The sequence below is a fragment of the Thalassobellus citreus genome (assembly GCF_044385915.1).
Classification (GTDB): domain Bacteria; phylum Bacteroidota; class Bacteroidia; order Flavobacteriales; family Flavobacteriaceae; genus Thalassobellus; species Thalassobellus citreus.
In genome coordinates this window covers 117,221-135,234 of record NZ_JBISCC010000117.1, presented here as the reverse complement: position 1 = coordinate 135,234, position 18,014 = coordinate 117,221, and the positions used below count along the sequence as shown (strand labels likewise).

The 18,014-nt window shown below is 31.3% G+C and carries 21 protein-coding genes; 10 read left to right on the top strand and 11 right to left on the bottom strand.

What is annotated here, in order from left to right; genetic code table 11:
• Window positions 1–52: 52 nt before the first annotated feature.
• From tpiA to ACH5TX_RS04550, 5 genes are all read right to left on the bottom strand, one after another.
• Complete coding sequence (gene tpiA / locus ACH5TX_RS04570) at window positions 53–811, bottom strand: triose-phosphate isomerase (RefSeq protein ID WP_439338357.1); 759 nt, start codon at window positions 809–811, stop codon at window positions 53–55.
• A gap of 79 nt (window positions 812–890) precedes the next feature.
• Complete coding sequence (locus ACH5TX_RS04565; RefSeq protein WP_439338356.1) at window positions 891–1,388, bottom strand: TlpA family protein disulfide reductase; 498 nt, start codon at window positions 1,386–1,388, stop codon at window positions 891–893.
• Between the two features lie 48 nt (window positions 1,389–1,436).
• On the bottom strand, window positions 1,437–2,513 hold the full coding sequence (locus ACH5TX_RS04560) for an ABC transporter permease (RefSeq protein WP_439338355.1): 1,077 nt from the start codon (window positions 2,511–2,513) through the stop codon (window positions 1,437–1,439).
• Between the two features lie 5 nt (window positions 2,514–2,518).
• Window positions 2,519–3,904: a BT_3928 family protein gene (locus ACH5TX_RS04555; protein WP_439338354.1), complete on the bottom strand. Its 1,386-nt coding sequence runs from the start codon at window positions 3,902–3,904 to the stop codon at window positions 2,519–2,521.
• 144 nt (window positions 3,905–4,048) lie between these two features.
• On the bottom strand, window positions 4,049–4,588 hold the full coding sequence (locus ACH5TX_RS04550) for a DUF1599 domain-containing protein (protein WP_439338353.1): 540 nt from the start codon (window positions 4,586–4,588) through the stop codon (window positions 4,049–4,051).
• Window positions 4,589–4,779: 191 nt separating this feature from the next.
• On the opposite strand from ACH5TX_RS04550, the gene folP reads away from it, so the two are divergent.
• The 3 genes from folP to ACH5TX_RS04535 are packed head-to-tail and all read left to right on the top strand — an operon-like array spanning window position 4,780 to window position 7,124.
• Entirely contained in the window at window positions 4,780–5,604 is an 825-nt protein-coding gene (folP, locus tag ACH5TX_RS04545; protein WP_439338352.1) for a dihydropteroate synthase, read from the top strand.
• 6 nt (window positions 5,605–5,610) lie between these two features.
• Complete coding sequence (locus ACH5TX_RS04540) at window positions 5,611–6,303, top strand: hypothetical protein (RefSeq protein ID WP_439338351.1); 693 nt, start codon at window positions 5,611–5,613, stop codon at window positions 6,301–6,303.
• Window positions 6,304–6,338: 35 nt separating this feature from the next.
• Complete coding sequence (locus tag ACH5TX_RS04535; RefSeq protein ID WP_439338350.1) at window positions 6,339–7,124, top strand: diadenylate cyclase; 786 nt, start codon at window positions 6,339–6,341, stop codon at window positions 7,122–7,124.
• Here ACH5TX_RS04535 and ACH5TX_RS04530 read toward each other — a convergent pair.
• The gene (locus ACH5TX_RS04530; protein WP_439338349.1) at window positions 7,121–8,887 is read right to left on the bottom strand and encodes an ABC transporter ATP-binding protein; all 1,767 of its coding nucleotides are present in this window, start codon (window positions 8,885–8,887) and stop codon (window positions 7,121–7,123) included. The genes ACH5TX_RS04535 and ACH5TX_RS04530 overlap by 4 nt on opposite strands.
• Window positions 8,880–9,629 (bottom strand): tRNA pseudouridine(38-40) synthase TruA, encoded by a 750-nt coding sequence (truA, locus tag ACH5TX_RS04525; protein WP_439338348.1) that lies wholly within the window; start codon window positions 9,627–9,629, stop codon window positions 8,880–8,882. The genes ACH5TX_RS04530 and truA overlap by 8 nt, the downstream gene beginning before the upstream one ends.
• 156 nt (window positions 9,630–9,785) lie before the next feature.
• Between truA and ACH5TX_RS04520 the strand changes: the two genes are divergently transcribed.
• The 5 genes from ACH5TX_RS04520 to ACH5TX_RS04500 all read left to right on the top strand — a co-directional run bounded on the left by ACH5TX_RS04520 (window position 9,786) and on the right by ACH5TX_RS04500 (window position 14,545).
• Entirely contained in the window at window positions 9,786–10,820 is a 1,035-nt protein-coding gene (locus ACH5TX_RS04520; protein WP_439338347.1) for a helix-turn-helix domain-containing protein, read from the top strand.
• A gap of 89 nt (window positions 10,821–10,909) precedes the next feature.
• Window positions 10,910–11,464: a phosphatase PAP2 family protein gene (locus ACH5TX_RS04515; RefSeq protein ID WP_439338346.1), complete on the top strand. Its 555-nt coding sequence runs from the start codon at window positions 10,910–10,912 to the stop codon at window positions 11,462–11,464.
• A gap of 10 nt (window positions 11,465–11,474) precedes the next feature.
• Window positions 11,475–11,843, top strand: coding sequence for a diacylglycerol kinase (locus ACH5TX_RS04510; protein ID WP_439338345.1), 369 nt, complete (start codon window positions 11,475–11,477; stop codon window positions 11,841–11,843).
• Between the two features lie 529 nt (window positions 11,844–12,372).
• Complete coding sequence (locus ACH5TX_RS04505; RefSeq protein WP_439338344.1) at window positions 12,373–13,815, top strand: LTA synthase family protein; 1,443 nt, start codon at window positions 12,373–12,375, stop codon at window positions 13,813–13,815.
• Entirely contained in the window at window positions 13,808–14,545 is a 738-nt protein-coding gene (locus ACH5TX_RS04500) for a COG4705 family protein (RefSeq protein ID WP_439338343.1), read from the top strand. Before ACH5TX_RS04505 ends, ACH5TX_RS04500 begins: the two co-directional genes overlap by 8 nt.
• Before the next feature lie 358 nt (window positions 14,546–14,903).
• Here ACH5TX_RS04500 and ACH5TX_RS04495 read toward each other — a convergent pair whose 3' ends face one another.
• The 3 genes from ACH5TX_RS04495 to ACH5TX_RS04485 form a co-directional block, all read right to left on the bottom strand.
• A complete protein-coding gene (locus ACH5TX_RS04495) occupies window positions 14,904–15,206 on the bottom strand; it encodes a type II toxin-antitoxin system RelE/ParE family toxin (protein ID WP_439338342.1) in 303 nt (100 codons plus the stop codon).
• Window positions 15,190–15,450, bottom strand: a complete 261-nt coding sequence (locus ACH5TX_RS04490; protein ID WP_439338341.1) for a hypothetical protein — start codon at window positions 15,448–15,450, stop codon at window positions 15,190–15,192. The genes ACH5TX_RS04495 and ACH5TX_RS04490 overlap by 17 nt, the downstream gene beginning before the upstream one ends.
• A gap of 162 nt (window positions 15,451–15,612) precedes the next feature.
• Window positions 15,613–15,858 (bottom strand): hypothetical protein, encoded by a 246-nt coding sequence (locus tag ACH5TX_RS04485; protein ID WP_439338340.1) that lies wholly within the window; start codon window positions 15,856–15,858, stop codon window positions 15,613–15,615.
• A gap of 195 nt (window positions 15,859–16,053) precedes the next feature.
• Between ACH5TX_RS04485 and ACH5TX_RS04480 the strand changes: the two genes are divergently transcribed.
• The gene (locus ACH5TX_RS04480; RefSeq protein ID WP_439338339.1) at window positions 16,054–16,569 is read left to right on the top strand and encodes a metallophosphoesterase family protein; all 516 of its coding nucleotides are present in this window, start codon (window positions 16,054–16,056) and stop codon (window positions 16,567–16,569) included.
• 396 nt (window positions 16,570–16,965) lie between these two features.
• Entirely contained in the window at window positions 16,966–17,394 is a 429-nt protein-coding gene (locus ACH5TX_RS04475; protein WP_439338338.1) for an FKBP-type peptidyl-prolyl cis-trans isomerase, read from the top strand.
• 199 nt (window positions 17,395–17,593) lie between these two features.
• Here ACH5TX_RS04475 and ACH5TX_RS04470 read toward each other — a convergent pair whose 3' ends face one another.
• Window positions 17,594–18,004, bottom strand: a complete 411-nt coding sequence (locus ACH5TX_RS04470) for a DUF4293 domain-containing protein (RefSeq protein ID WP_439338337.1) — start codon at window positions 18,002–18,004, stop codon at window positions 17,594–17,596.
• Window positions 18,005–18,014 lie beyond the last annotated feature (10 nt).

Genomic DNA, 18,014 nt, shown 5'->3' with positions numbered 1-18,014 from the left:
CCCCGATTTTTATCGGGGTAACGCCCAAAATATTTTTAATAATTATTTATACTTAAAATGCAGTTACAATAGCTAAAAAGTCTTCTGCATTAAGTGCAGCTCCACCAATTAAACCACCATCGACATCTGGCTTAGAGAAAATTTCTTTTGCATTTCCTGGCTTGCAACTTCCACCGTAAAGAATAGATACGCTGTTTGCAACATCGTCGCCATATTTAGCCGCTAAAGTTTTTCTAATAAAAGCGTGCATATCTTGCGCTTGCTCTGGACTAGCTGTTTCGCCTGTTCCAATTGCCCAAACTGGCTCGTATGCTAACACAATGTTTTTAAAAGCATCGGCTTCTAAATGAAATAAGGCGTTGCTTATTTGACTTTCTACAACGGCTTCTTGATTGTCTGACTTTCTATCGGCTAATACTTCACCAAAACAGAAAATAACATCCATATTATTTTCTAGAGCAGCATCTACTTTTTTAGCTAATAAAGCATCGTCTTCTCCAAAATACTCACGACGTTCACTATGTCCTAAAATAACTGTTTTAATATCGATAGACTTTAACATTTTTGGAGATATTTCTCCTGTATATGCTCCACTTTCGGCAAAATGCATGTTTTGAGCAGCTACTTTTACTTTTGATTTTTTAGTTGCTTTAGCGACACGTTCTAAATTAACAAACGTTGGAGCTATGATAACCTTAGTTCCTTTTACCTTGTTTTTCTTAACTAATTTCGCAACTTGTTTTGCCAGCTTTTTAGATGCTGATAAATCATTGTTCATTTTCCAGTTTCCGGCTACGATATTTTTTCTCATAATGTTGTGTTAACCTCTAAAAAAGAGAGGGATATATTTATTTGAAATTTATTATTCTTGTATTTACTAGCAAAAATAGTTAATTTTTTAATGCTTCTATCAACTTATTGTCATCAGCTTCAATAACTTTAAATACAACGATTTCGCCAGCTTTATTTATGACCATATATCTAGGAATCCAATCTAATTGTACAAAATTGCCAAAAACACCTTTCCAACCAGATTGCATAAAATAATGCTCGCCTTTTACCTTATATTTTTTAATGCCTTTTTTCCAAGCCTTATCTGTTTTATCTAAAGATAAAAATAGGTAAACAGCATCTTTAAATTCGCCTTGTACTTTTTTCACTTTTGGCATGCCTCCAACACAGTCTTTACACCATGAGGCCCAAATATCTATAACAACAGTTTTTCCTTTATAGGTTTCTAAAATGTCTTTAAAAGCAATGGTGTCTCCTTTTAAAGTTATGAATGTATCGTTTAAAGCTTCTGCTGAAAACTTAGTTGGTACAACATCTTGTGCTTTGCAACTTAAAACAATTAGAAAGATGATTAATAGTGATGTTACGTTTTTCATGATCTTATTTTTTTTGATGAGATTTCCACCTATGCGGAAATGCAAAATTTATTCTAATTTAACTTTTGGATCTAACCAAACATAAATTAAGTCGACAAAAATGTTTATAATTACAAACATGGTTGCAATTATTAAAACAGCTCCCATAATTACGGGTAAATCTAATGTGTTTAAAGCGTTTACTATTTCTTTTCCCAGACCGTTCCATCCAAAAATATACTCTACAAAAACTGCGCCTGCTAACATGGATGCAAACCAACCCGAAATAGCTGTTACCACAGGATTTAAAGCATTTTTAACGGCATGTCTTTTTATAATTTGAAATTCGCTTAAGCCTTTTGCTCTGGCGGTTCTTATATAATCTTGATTAAAAACTTCTAATAGCGAATTACGCATCAATTGAATGACGACTGCTAACGGGCGAATGCCTAAAACCACCGCTGGTAATAACAAGTTTTTCCATTTAATGTGCATGGCTTCTCCAAAATCGTCTAATTCATATAAGCTTCCTGTCATTTCTAGATTGGTATAATCGTGCAAGATGTATCCAAAAAACCAAGCGAATAGAATGGCGCTAAAAAAGGAAGGTATACTCATACCAAACGTACTTATAATCTGTATGACTTTATCGAGCCATTTATCTTTATAAAGTGCCGATACAATTCCTAAAAACACACCTAAAAGTATGGCTATAACAATAGCTGACACCGCTAAAACAAATGTATTAGGCAAGGTTTCTGCTAAAACCTGACTTACCTTTTTACCTTGTTTTGTAAACGATTCTCTTAAATAAGGTGATTTTAAAACGGTTGTTGTATTTCCTATAGAAAACAAAGTTACAGCTTGATATTTGTTTTCTCGTAAAAACGTGTAATTACCAGCATCCTTTGAATGAAATGAAATGGGAGACAAATCGTTTATATAATATAAATATTGTGTACTTATGGGTTTATCGAACCCATATTTCTGTTTTACAAGTGCTAATTGTTCGCTGTCTTCATTTTGCCCCAACATCATTTGAGCAGGATCTCCGGGAAGCACATTAAATAGTAAAAATATAACCGTTACCACTCCAAATAATGTGAGTAGTCCGTAAGTGATTTTATTTAGTAGGTAATTTATCAAATAGTTTATTTGTTGATAGATTCTGTTATTGACAAGCTATCCTTTTTTAATAAGACGTTCATAAAACCAACATAATTACTATTACGCGCATTATTTAATGAATCTAAAACCTCTTCTCTGATGGTAAAAACCATCTGCTTGATAGTATCTTTCTTCTCTAAAGCATCTACCTCCTCCTTTGAGGAAATTCTTCCATCAATTAAATACAAAATATTATCTTTTTCTCTTTCTTCAAAAGATTCTGGCTCTCTCTCAACTTTAGGCAACTCTAATGCATCAATATCATTCCAATGTACTTTTTGCTTAATTGTACCTTTATCCATCTCTAATATTCCTGGATTAGCACGCACGACTGTTTTTAATGCTTTTTCATCACATAAATACCATTCAAAATCGATATTATAAGCTTCATTAATGCGTTGCTTAGCATCTTCTCCTGATGCTGTTAAACCTATAATTTTATAATTATTTTTAATAGCTTCATCTTGTAATGCTTTCAATTTTAAAGCGCCGTCTCTTTCAATATGCTCTAAGCTATAAGACACAACAACTATAATGTTATCTTCAGATAAAACTTGTGCCGTTAAATCTTCTCCATCAGCATTTTCTATTGTAAAATCGTAAATAGATGGTTGATAGCCTTCATCTAAAACCTTCGTATCAACACTTACAAAATCGCCTTCCACAGAAGGATACGTTCCATTTGTAGTAATTACTTTTTCTTCACCGTTAACTTTAAATTTCCAATAATATTCTACAACAGGTTTTGCTGCATCTTCTGGAATACTCATGCCTTCTTGAATATTCTTTCCTATAGCATAAGCTCTAAAATCTATAGTTGGTAAATGCATTAACACATGGTATCCAAACCAAAGACTTATAACAAAACTAAGTAATGCCAGTACGGTTGTTGGAAGTTTTCCGAATATAGGTTTAATATGTTTTACGCCTACAAAAAGAACAAGAATTAACACTAGAAGAGCCACATCTTTCCAAAACGTTTCCCAAGGCTTTAATTTTATAAAATCACCAAAGCAACCACAATCTTTTACCTTCTCGAAATATGCCGCATAAAAGGTTAAAAAGGTAAAAAACACAATCATTCCTAATAAACTCCAAACCGTAAATTTAGGTTTATAGCCAATAAGTAAGAAGACACCTAAAACCACTTCAAAAACTACGACTAAAACCGAAATCATTAAAGCATAAGGTTCTAAAGATGGAATATTTAATACATCTTGACTAAAATATTCTTGCAGTTTATACGAAAAACCCAGTGGGTCGTTCAGTTTTATAAATCCGGAGAATATAAATAATGCACCTACTAATATTCTTGATATGTTTACTAATGCTTTCATGTATTTATAATTATTATTTTTTATCGGTAACATATAACATGCATTTAATCATTTCCTTGGATATCGAAAATGTAGTTATGAATGTTTCATAAACTTTGTTATTCCTGCGAAGGCAGGAATCTTTTAATTGAAACTTAATTTTTATAATGTAAATTCCTGCCTTCGCAGGAATGACAATTACTTTTCGTTTAAATGAATAAGCGCAAAAATGGCATAATTAATCATGTCTTGATAATTAGCATCAATCCCTTCGCTTACTAATGTTTTTCCTTTATTATCTTCAATTTGCTTAACGCGTAATAATTTTTGTAAAATTAAATCGGTTAAACTACTCACACGCATATCTCTCCAAGCCTCACCATAATCATGGTTTTTATCTTCCATTAATTGTTTGGTAATGGCAACTTGGTTTTCATACAATTCTTTAGCTTCTTCTGTAGATAAATCGGGTTGTTCTACAACGCCTTTTTCTAACTGAATTAAAGCCATGATAGCATAATTTATAATACCAATAAACTCGCTAGCTTCACCTTCATCAACCTTTCTAACATCATTTTGTTGCAGACCTCTAATACGTTGTGCTTTTATAAAAATCTGGTCGGTAAGTGATGGTAAACGTAGTATTCTCCATGCACTACCGTAATCACTCATTTTTTTAACAAATAAATTTTTACAGGTATCTATAACGGCATCATATTGTTTTGAAGTATCTTGCATAAATAAATTGAATTTTGTGTAAATTTCGCATAAATAATTAGAAAGTTCAAAGTTTCATCTACAAACTTTTAAGTTTAGTTTTTAAATGTTGCTACGAAGTCACAAATATTTATTTTTACATCATTTTTAAAAGCGTTAAATACATTAATCTAAACAAAATTATTCGTGTATTTATTGCTAAAACTTAGTATATGACTATTAATTGCAAAGGAAAACTTATTGATTTATCATCACCAAAAGTGATGGGTATTTTAAACATTACACCCGATTCTTTTTTTGATGGTGGCGCTCATAAAAACGAAAAAGAAGTGCTACTTCATGTTGAAAACATGTTGAACGCAGGTGCTACTTTTATTGATATAGGCGCATACAGTTCTAAACCAAATGCCGATCATGTTAGTGAAACCGAAGAATTAAGCAGAATACTTCCTATTGTAAATTTAGTTTTAAAAGCATTTCCAGAAACACTCATTTCTATTGATACGTTTAGAAGCGAAGTTGCCAAACAATGTATTGAAGCTGGTGCTTGCATGATTAACGATATTTCTGCTGGAAACCTTGATGATACTATGTTGCAAACTATTGCAGACCTACATGTTCCATATATTATGATGCACATGCGTGGCACACCACAAAATATGCAACAACAAACCAATTATGATAACCTTGTAAAAGATATTCTATTTTATTTTTCTGAAAAAATAGCAGCTGCTAGAGCATTAGGTATTGTTGATATTATTATTGATCCTGGTTTTGGTTTTGCAAAAACATTAGAACAGAATTACGAATTACTCAATAAATTAGAGCTTTTCAATATAATTGAAAAACCTTTATTGGTGGGTATTTCAAGAAAATCTATGATTTATAAAAAACTAGAAACTACTGCCAATAATGCTTTAAATGGCACATCGGTTTTAAACACCATTGCATTGCAAAAAAACGCTTCTATTTTACGAGTTCATGATGTAAAAGAAGCTATGGAATGTATTAAATTAGTTGAATCATTAAGGAATTAAGAAGGCATGAAATATTATATTTTACTAATCACTACTCTATTTATTTTTTCCTGCGGAAAAGGAAAAACGGTACAATTACCTGAAATAAATCATTCTGAAATTTCAGAAATAAACGATGTTTCTGCTGCTTATTTGTTTTATGATGAAACTCAAAAAGATAGTGTAGAACTCAATAGAAAAAATCTTATTAGCACAACCAATTGGTTGGTTAACGTTGATAAACGCTTAACTCTGAAACAAGCCATTCCGCATATTAAATTTATACAGGAGAAAAAGAATAACTCCAATCATAAAAATGAAAATTCTAAAAACTATTTTACTTGTAATGATACTAGCAAAAAGAATTTAGGGTTTATTGAATTTACGGATGTGGTTTTCAATGAGGAATCTTCTTCGAAAAACACTTCTAAAATTTCTCAGTTAAACTTTGATAAAAAACTAAATCTAGAAATTCATTCATCAAATGTAATCACCTTGATCCCAATTACAAATAATTCTGAGCTTATACAGTCTAACATTTTAAACTTAAACGAAAACATCTTTAATGCAGTAAAAAATATCGAAGAGGAAGTAGAAATAATTCTAGAACTAAATAAAAGTTTACTTTTTCAAGAATACATTTCAATTAAATCTACTCTTTCCGAATTAAATATAAAAAACGTTACTATATCAAACAACGAATTCATTTCAAATTATTAACCCTTTTTCACTAAATTTACAAAAACCCATTACCATTGGAAATTTTTAATGACCTTCTAAAATTTGATTTTATAGATTACGTAGATGTTTTTCTAGTAGCACTTCTACTCTACTACATCTACAAACTAGTAAAAGGTACCGTAGCCATCAATATTTTTATAGGTATTATTATTATTTATCTGGTTTGGAAACTTACAGAGTTTCTAAACATGGAACTCCTCACAGGTATTTTTGGTGGTTTTATGAAAGTGGGAATTATTGCCTTAATAGTCGTCTTTCAACCAGAGATTCGTAAATTCTTATTAATGGTAGGTTCTACCAACTTTAATAGGCGACGTAAATTTTTAAAGCAATTCAACTTTTTAAAAACAGAAACTAGCGACGGCACCGATGTCGATGCTGTTATTTCTGCTTGCAATAAAATGTCGATGTCTAAAACAGGCGCTTTAATTGTTTTTGAGCGCAATAATAATTTAGATTTTCTATCGGAATCTGGTGATGAAATGAACATTAAAGTCACCCAACCCATTATAGAAAGCATCTTTTTTAAGAACAGTCCGTTACACGATGGAGCGATTATAATTAATGATAATGTTGTAAAAGCAACACGCGTTATTCTTCCTGTAAATAATGAAAAAAACATTCCACAACGTTTTGGTTTACGCCATAGAGCTGCTATTGGTGTTACAGAAAAAACTGATGCTTTAGCGTTAGTTGTTAGTGAAGAAACAGGACATATTTCTTATTTTAAAGATGGTGAATTTGTTGTTTTTGAAGACACAAACGAACTTAATACAATGATTAAAAAGGATTTGACTTAAACACCTTCCTCCTGTAAAAACTGTACTTCGTACAAGTTTTTATAATAACCATCTTTCTTTTTAAGTAATTCGTTGTGAGTACCTTGTTCTACAATCTCGCCAGCATCCATTACTATAATTTTATCGGCTTTTTTAATGGTTGCTAGTCGATGTGCAATCACAATAGACGTTCTGCCATTGGTTATTTTATCGGTTGCATTTTGAATCAATTGTTCCGAATACGAATCTACCGAAGACGTCGCTTCATCTAACACCAAAATACTCGGATTTGTAACATACGCACGTAAAAACGAAATTAATTGTCGCTGACCAGAAGATAGCATCACACCACGTTCCTTTACATTATAATGATAGCCATCAGGCAAACTCATAATAAAATCATGAATACCAATATCCTTGGCAGCTTGTTTAACTGTTTCCTCGGTTATATCTGGGTTATTAAGCGTAATATTATTCAGAATCGTATCAGCAAACAAAAACACATCTTGTAAAACCACTGCAATTTGAGTACGTAAAGACGCTAATGTTACCTCTTTAATATTAATACCATCAACCGAAATGACACCATCTTTAATTTCATAAAAACGATTCAATAAATTAATAATGGTCGATTTTCCCGCTCCAGTAGCACCAACAATAGCAACCGTATCTCCTGACTTAACATCAAACGAAATACCTTTTAAAACCTCTTCATCTTCCACATAACTAAAACGAACGGTATCAAATTTTAAATCGCCCTTAAAATGTTCAGCAACATAAGTGCCATTATCATCAATTTGCGATGTGGTATCTATCACTTTAAACACTCTATTAGCAGCAACCATACCCATTTGAAGCGTATTAAACTTATCGGCTATTTGCCTTAATGGTCTAAACAACATAGGTATAAACATAATAAACGCAATTAAATCGCCTTGAGAAATCGTTCCCTCTAAAACCACATTTAATCCGCCATACCAAGCCACTAAACCTATACTAATTGATGACACCAAATCGGCTAAAGGAAAGAAAATTGAGTTATACCAAACCGTTTTTATCCAGCCTTTTTTATGGCGTTCATTAATAGATTTAAAAATTTTATACTCCGTTTCTTCACGCGTAAACAGTTGTAATATTTTCATACCCGTAATACGCTCTTGCACAAAAGAATTTAAATTAGAAACTTCATTTCGCACTTCTTCAAAAGCACGTTTCATATACTTCTGAAAAATCCGTGTGGCATATAATAACAACGGAAGCATAACCAATACAATCAAGCTTAAGCTCCAATTAATACAAATCATCACTCCAAACACTACTACCATGGTAAGTAAATCTCGAACAATCATGAACAAACCTTGTCCAAAAATATCGGCAATACGTTCCATATCGGTTACGGCTCTAGTAATTAAAACACCTACCGAAGAATTATCGTAATACTTCATTTTAAATTTAAGCAAATGGTCGAACAGTTTTACCCGCACATCCATTACCAAATTTTGTCCCAACCAAGCCGCATAATAAATAAACAACAACTGAAATACCGTTTGCAGAATTAAAACCACAAACATTAACATAATATAGAAGAAAAAATCTTTAGATATTTTAGTTTCTATACTTTCATCAATAACATACTTTGTAATGTAAGGCGTTGCCGAACTAAAAACAGCCAATAAAACCACCAAAATAAGAAGTACGAAAAACACACCTTTATAAGGTTTAATATATTCAAAAAGACGCTTAAATAGCTTAACGTCAAATATGCTTTCCTTTTCTTTAGTCATTATATTTTATATCCTTTGGGTATTCAACTTCAGTTAAATATAAAGCATGTGCAGGCACCGAAAACCCAGCTTCACTCCTGTTTTTAGACTGTATAATGGTGTGCAAATCATGCACTTCTATTTTACCTAAACCAACATTAATCATTGTACCAACAATAGCTCGCACCATATTACGTAAAAATCGGTTAGCTTTAATGGTAAACTGAAGTTCGCCATTAACCACAACCCACTCCGCTTTCATAATATCACAAAAATATGTTTTAACATCGGTATTACTTTTCGAAAAGCATTGAAAATCTTTATACTCAAATAGAATCTCTGTAGCAGCTTTCATTTTATCTATATCTAAAGCCTGCTTTACGTAAAGCGCATCATTAACCGAGAACACATCTTTTTTTAAAGTTACGCGGTATAAATACGTTCTACTTACAGCATCAAAACGCGTATGCGCATCATCTTTTACTTTAAATACATCCTGAATAGCAATATCTTTAGGTAAAAAAGAATTCAATTTAAAAACTAAATTGGTAGCATCAAAATTGCCATCATAATCAAAATGTGCAAACATTTGTTTCGCATGCACACCAGTATCAGTTCTACCTGCGCCCATAATAGCAATAGGCTGTTTTAACAACATAGACAAAGCTTTTTCTAAAACCTCTTGTACCGAAATAGCATCGGGTTGATTTTGCCAACCATGATAAGCACTACCATTATAAGAAAGTTCTATAAAATATCGCAAAAGCTCTACTAATTTTGTTGAAACACAAAGATAGATAGTTTTGTGCTTCCTATAAAACCTCACATCTTAATTATATATTAAAAATGTGTTTTACTTAACAGTTATATAATATAACAATCACATTTTTTATATCTTGTCTACTTTTTAAATAAATCCATGCTTAGAACAATCCAAATAATCGTTTTATTACAAGGTCTTTTTGTCCTTTCGGCATTGTTTATTAATCGTAAGGAATACAAAAAGACCACATTTTGGTTACTATTTGGCAGCTTCCTTTCGGTGTTATTTTACATTATAGGAGATGATAAAAACAACATTTTTGTACCAAACGCAGATTGGTTCCTGTTTGACAGTTCCCTTTTTGTAACGTTTTTTTTTCTGTTTTTTCGCTATTACAAAAATGAAAAAGAAAAATTCGCACTAACCGATTATTTTTTCTTCCTTCCTAATATATTCTATTTCATTATTGAAGTTATAGAACTTTTAAAAGGCGAAGATCATTTATTAATAGAAATTTTTGAAATTCCTACAGAACTTACTTTTTTAATCTATTTATGCATTATTGTATACGAAGTAGTTACTACCAAAAATAAACATTGGATTCTTTATTTTGCTATTCCAATCGCTTTATTATTCGCATTATCTTCACTGAATGATATTGTTAGAATGTTTAGGCTTTCTGAAACACCATTGTTTAACGATCAAAATTTCAATAGCTATCTTTTATTAATTACTGCCGTTTTGTTTTATTTTATAGCTTTTAAACTTCTAAGTAAAAATTCTAATCTTTTACCTAAAAGAGAAACCAATAAATACAAAAAATCAAACCTAAATCCTACATTAATTAAAACATACAAAACGGCTTTAATTAGCTTAATGGAAAACGATAAATTATACTTAAACAATAAATTATCGATACACGATATTTCTAAAAAACTGAATATTCCACGACAATATATTTCTGAAATATTGAATGTACATATGCAAACAAATTTTCAAGATTTTATCAATAATTATCGCGTTGAAGCATTCGTAAATCGATTAGAAAACGACCAAAATGACCATTTAACACTCTTTGGCATTGCTACAGAAGTTGGTTTCAACTCTAAATCATCATTTAATTCTACTTTTAAGAAAATCAAAGGATTAACCCCTACAGAATTCAAAAAAAAGATATCTAAAACAATCTAAATACGTCTAATAAAGTCAGTCCGCACTTCTTCTAATAAATATTCTTTTTAAATCGCACGTTCTTTGAGAAATCAATTCTAAAATTCTCAATGAACAAAACACGTTATTTACAATTATCCGTTCTTATTACGTTCCTATTTTTAATAAGTACAAACCTAATATCTGCGCAAAACAAAACTATAGAAACAACAGGCGATGTTTTATTATTTGTGCTTCCCGCTGCCACTATAGCAACTACCTTAATAGTGGATGATACAAAAGGCTCTTGGCAATTTACAAAAGGCCTTTTAGTAGCTGAAGCTGTTACCTATGGATTAAAACTAAGTGTCAATAAATCGCGTCCAGATATGAGTAACAATAACTCTTTCCCTTCTGGACACACCTCAACAACTTTTCAAAGTGCCGCATTTATTCACAAACGCTACGGTTTTAAATACAGTATCCCTGCCTATGCTTTAGCTGGATTAACAGCATTCAGTAGAATTGATGCAGATAAACACGATGTCTTAGATGTTTTAGCAGGTGCAGTTATAGGTATTGGTAGTTCATACCTCTTTACAACAGAATATCAAAAAAAACATTTAAAATTAACCTTAAACAGTCAAAAAGGTCATTACCTATTAGGCTTTACTTATAAATTTTAACCTCTTTAACATGACAGATTTTTTAAAAGGACGACTATATAGTTTTAAATATGCCTTTAGAGGTTTACTACTACTCATAAAAACAGAACATAGTGTTATTGCGCAGTCTACCATTTTTACTTTAATCATTTTTCTAGGCTTTTTTGTTGATCTTTCAAAACAAGATTGGATTAACCAAACACTTGCTATGGGCTTAGTTTTGGCTATAGAAGGCATTAATACTGCCGTAGAAAAACTAGCAGATTTTACACATAAAGATCAGCATCCAAAAATTGGATTTATCAAAGATATTGCTGCTGGGGCAGTAACATTTGCTGCCCTTACATTCTTAACCATTTTTATACTAACGTACCTCCCTTATTTTTTTAAACATGCTTAAAAAATTAAAAAACAATCGTTTATCATTCATCCTTAATTTCTCCTTGCTATTTTTAACAATATCACTTATTGTAAGACTTGCCTTTTATTTTTGGTCCTTTTCAGCTATTAACTTTTCAGTACTAAGTTTTTTAAGAATACTCTTCACCGGATTATTCTTTGATATTGGAGTTATAGCATTTTTCAATATCCTTTATCTCTTTTATTTAATTATTTTTCCAAATAAGTGGATTGGGAATCATTTCGATAAAATTTTCACATATACTTTTTACTTTATAACCACACTAATCTTAACATTCTCCTTTTTTTCAGAATTCACATTTTGGGAAGAATTTAAAAACAGATTCAACTTTATTGCGGTAGATTATCTTATTTATACCTATGAAGTAGTTCAGAACATCAATCAGTCTTACCCATTACCATTACTACTACTTGGTATCTTCTTCTTAGTATTTATACAATATTATATTCTTAAAAAGCTAAATACTTTTAAAAATACATTTTCATCAAAACGAACAAAAAAACAACACATGTTTTTACTTATCGGTCTATTCATTCCTTTATTTTTTGTTTTGTTCATAAACAACAACGATGCAGAATGGTCTAAAAACAGGTATGAAAATGAAATTTCTAAAGCAGGAATTTATTCCTTTTTTGCAGCCTTTAGAAATAATGAATTAAGTTATACTGATTTCTACAAAAATCAAGATTTAGATGCGTCTTTCAAAAGATTAAAAAAGAAATTATCAACAAAAAATGACACTCTTGAATCTAAAGAAAATCATAGCATAGAACGTTCTATAAAAAGCTATAACCCAGAAATTAAACCTAATGTGATTTTTATATGCTTAGAAAGTTTTAGTGCCGATTTTTTAACCCACTTCGGAAACGATAAAAGTATAACACCAACATTAGACACTTTAATTAATCAAAGTATTTCTTTTGAAAACCTTTATGCAACTGGCACAAGAACTGTTCGCGGAATGGAAGCAATTACATTATCGGTACCGCCTTCACCAGGAAGAAGCATTGTAAAACGTAAAAATAATAGTGGCTTATACAATATAGGAGACATCTTCAAAGAAAAAAGATATACTAGAACATTTTTTTACGGTGGTGATGGTTATTTTGACAATATGAATAGCTTTTTTGGCGGCAATGGTTTTGATATTGTCGATAGAGGTCGTGGATATCTTTTAGGAGATTCGTTCACTGCAAAACGTACAAATATAAAAGATGAAGACGTCACGTTTGAAAATGCTTGGGGTGTTTGTGATGAAGACATTTACAATCAAGTGATTAAAGAAGCTGATAAAAATTTCAAATCAAACAAACCCTTCTTTAATTTTATCATGTCAACCTCTAATCACAGACCTTATACCTACCCAGAGAACGCTATAGACATTCCTTCAGGAACTGGTAGAGATGGCGCAGTAAAATATACCGATTTCGCTATTGGTAAATTTCTTAAAGCAATAAAAAACAAACCTTGGTTTAATAACACAATCATTGCAATTATGGCAGATCATTGTGCTAGTTCAGCTGGGAGACGGGAATTAAATGTTGGAAAATATCATATCCCTGCTATTATCTATAACCTACCAAATAGCCCAAAAACGAAAATCGAAAAGCAAGCCTCTCAGATTGATTTTTTCCCTACGCTATTTGGCTATTTAGGTTGGGAGTATACATCTAATTTTTATGGTAAAGACATTAATATGATTGACACTAACCAACAACGTGTTTTTATTGGAAATTACAGAAAACTTGGATTATTAAAAGGAACAGAACTAAGCATTTTAGGCGATCAAAAGAAAGCGTATTTCTATAAGTACGAAAAAAGCACGAACACCTTAATACCTGAAGAAGAAAACACCAAAAACCTAACCGATATTATTGATTATTACCAAACCAATGATTACAGATATCGAAATCATTTAATGCAAAAACAAAACACAAACCACCATGATTAACATCCCAAAAACAACAGTACTTTACTGGTTTCTAATGATAATAGCCACTACAACTGGCGAAATTGTTGGTAACTACATATCAAGAGATTTAGGCCTTGGTTATCAAACGGGCTCAATAATTTTATTCAGCACATTTTTAATAGCCATTAGCTATTCTATTTTTTCTAAAAACAAAAGCGACCTACTGTATTGGATATTAATTATTCTTGGTAATATAGGCGGTACCAATATAGCAGATTTAATATGTATCGATTTAAACCTCGGAACCATTTACGGATCGTTATTAGTAGTCGCAACATTATTAATCTTAATTCTACTGATGAAAACAGTAAAGAAGAAAAACTTTAACCTTCAATCTTTTTTGTATTGGCTAGCTATTATTACGTCGAGTACGTTTGGAACAACATCTGGCGATTTTTTAACGAATGATACGCCTTTAGGAGCAGCTGGCGGCTCCATATTACTTATCATCCTTTTAATTATTTCAGTAGTACTTTTAAGAGCCAAAATAATATCTTCAATTATTTTCTATTGGGCTGCTATTGTAATTATTCACCCTATAGGCGCCACTATTGGAAACTATATTTCTAAACCAATAGGTTTAAATTTTGGTAATGTGTGGACCAGTGTGTTTTTAATTACTGCGTTTATAGCATTATTTATTTATGACAAAAATAACACCGTTAATAATCGTAAAAACTCTACTAATTTTGTTGAAGCACAAAAATAGATAGTTTTGTGCTTCCTATAAAACCTCACATCTTAATTATATATTAAAAATGTGTTTTGGGCGTTACCTTTATCCTGAATTTAGTTCAGAATAAAGGTCGGGCTTTACGTTCATAGTTTTGGCTCGAAGCGTCCGCTCGCCAAAAGCTAACCTCTGCAAATGCAACGCATTCATGATTTCATTAATTTAAGAATAGTAACCAATGAATAATCTCTAACGCAACCACTAGCATAATTTTAGTCTCAACCTTTTACCCCGTTATTCCTGTGCAGGCAAGAATCCATAATAAATTACAAACTAGCTTTTAAAGTTTTTTTTATTTAAAGAAAATAAAAAACACCACTACAAATGCATCATATTATATTTTTTTATTATCAGGATTTTTTCGGTTTGAAAACAGCGAAATAATCTCAACAGAATCTTCAATGACTCTATAGTAAAGATTATTATGTTTTTCTACAACTGCTTTTCGTATTTCTGTTTTTTCAAATGAAGAAGGAAAAATATCTGGTGCTTTTGATATTAATTCTATAGTGTGATCTAATTTTTCAGAAAACCTTCTTAATTCTCTTTCTGTCCAATTTTCTTCTAAATATTCAATTGTTTCTTTTAATTCAGACATTGCGTGGTCAGTCCACAAGACTTTATAACCACTTTTCATAAACTTTCTTAACGTTAGAGTGAGAAGTTAGTTTACCTTTATCAGCATCTTCTATACCTTTTTCTATTGATTTCTTTTCGGCTATAGAAATTTCATGCCACCAATCAACTTTTTCTGTTTCTTTTAATTTCATTAACTTATCAATTAATGATTGGTCATTTAAAGTAGAAAGCCATTGTATTAATTCAATCTTTTTATTTTGTAAACTTAAATCCATAATATCAAAGTTACTAAATTTATTCAAAACTTTAATTTTTAAGAGGTGTTTTACTGTAACCAGTATTTTTAGCCAAAAAAATAAAACTCAAAATGTTTTTACAACTTATGCCCTATCAGGTGTTATTTTGTGTTCAACTTCTTTTTTATTCGAAATAAATGATTCATTAAATCCTGATTAAAAGCATAGTTACTTTCTCAATTCTAATTCTTTTTTTATCTTTTTCATATTGCCATAATTTAATGGAATAATTGCACTTAAAGCTAAAGGTACTACTATTAAGGCTCTAAAAGTACTATTATCTTCTTTTGTTACTATTCCGTATATGCATACAATAAATAAAAAAATCAAAACACCTATCAATGCTCCATTAATCATTTTTAGTCCTTTTAATTCTCCTTGTAATTTTTCCACAGTTTTATCTTTTAATGCCATATTGTGTTTTTCGTTTTCTTGATTTACATTGGTTAAAACGACATTGATATAAAATCATTTTAAAATTTCACATCATAAGCTAAACGAATTTAGCTAAAAATTCCGACAAAGTCAACATAAAAATCTTAATCATCCGTTTGTAACTTTTAAAACAATTATATATAACTTTACCAACATACATTTTGGTTACCATTCATGAAAAAAATATTACTGCTCTCAGACACACATAGCTATATTGATAATGATATTTTAAAATATGTAAAACAAGCTGATGAAGTATGGCATGCTGGAGATATTGGCGATTTAAAAGTAACCGATGCCATAAAAAAGCTAAAACCTTTACGCGGTGTTTATGGTAATATTGATGATGCAACGGTCAGGTTAGAATTCCCTGAACACAATAGGTTTATGTGTGAAGATGTTGATGTTTGGATAACGCACATTGGTGGCTATCCACCAAAATACAACGTTAGAGTTATTGAGGCGTTGAAACAAAACCCACCAAGACTTTTTATTTGTGGGCATTCGCATATTTTAAAAGTCATGCCCGATAAGAAATTACATGTGTTGCACATGAATCCGGGTGCGGTTGGTAAACATGGGTTTCATAAAACCAGAACCATGTTACGCTTTACTATTGATGGTAAAAAAATTGACAATTTGGAGGTTATTGAATTTCCGGTGAGGCATCCTAAGAGTAGCCCTTCCTAATTACTTTATAACATATATTAATTAACAATCATATTTTAAACAATTTTAATACAAGAACGATGTCATTCCGAACGAGATACGAGGAGGAATCCCATCCTTATGAGATGTCTTGTCGCTCTTACTTCGCTCTGTCGACATGACAAAACACTGTTTATCACTAAAATTCACTTAAAACTTACCTTAGTTACTAATTTTAGCACACTTGCCCGCGTTAGGGATTGCAGCATTTGTTGAAGCTCTCCCGATTTTTCATCGGGAAGCGACTGCGAAAAGCCCGACCTGTTCCTGAACTAAATTCAGGATAAAAGGTAACGCTAAAAACCCTAAAAAAGCACCAAGACTTCTATAGATTAACCGTAGATTTGCAGCGATTTAAAAACAGTAAACATATTATTTATGAGTCAAGTAAAAGAAAATGATACGGTAAAAGTACATTACACAGGAAAATTAAGCAATGGACAGGTTTTTGACAGCTCGTTAGAAAGAGAGCCTTTAGAAATTACATTAGGTCAAGGTGCGCTTATTCCTGGTTTTGAAAAAGGTATTATTGATATGAAAGTAAACGAAAAGAAAACTATCAATATTCCTGTTGAAGAAGCTTATGGCGATGTACGACAAGAGTTGTTTTACGAAGTAAAGAAAGAACAACTTCCGCAAGATATGGCTCCTGAAGTAGGTATGGGTCTAGCATCTAAAGATGAACAAGGTAGAGAAACACAATTTCGTGTGGCTGAAGTTAAAGAAGATCACATTATTGTTGATGCTAATCACCCTTTAGCTGGACATGAATTAATATTCGATTTAGAACTTGTTGAAATAAAATAAAAGAAGCCCATCCTAAATTCTTCCCAAACGGGAAGGACTTACTTACTCTAACCTATAATACTGCTAAAATAATTATGCGTTTATAGAAGCAAGAGTGTTTCCCTCCTTTGGAGGGATTAAGGGAGGCCGATATCAAATAAAAAAACCCAAAGTTTTCACTTTGGGTTTTTTTCGCACTAATACTACTAAGATGTTAGGTTTATCGTAATCGATCTACAGATTTTACAAGATCTTCATCCTTCTTAATGGCTTTATTGGCTAAAACCAAAAACACGATAGAAATAATAGGAAGAAACATCCCAATACCTTTCTCAGAAACCGCCGTCTCTCCAGATATATTTAGAGATTGATATACAAAAAATCCTAGTAAAAAAAAGTTTAATATGATGTTAAGACGCCCCAACATAAATTGAGACTTCCTGTTTTTGTATTTAAATATAGTAATGATTGCTAATAATGCCGATGCTAAAAAAGCAACAAACACATAATTAACATCCATAGCAAATACTTTAACTTGGTCTGTTGTAGACCATAAATCAAACACAAAAATTAGTCCCGCAGAAACTCCTGCAGCTAATAAAAGATATATGGTTTGAATACGTTGTAACATGTTATTCTTT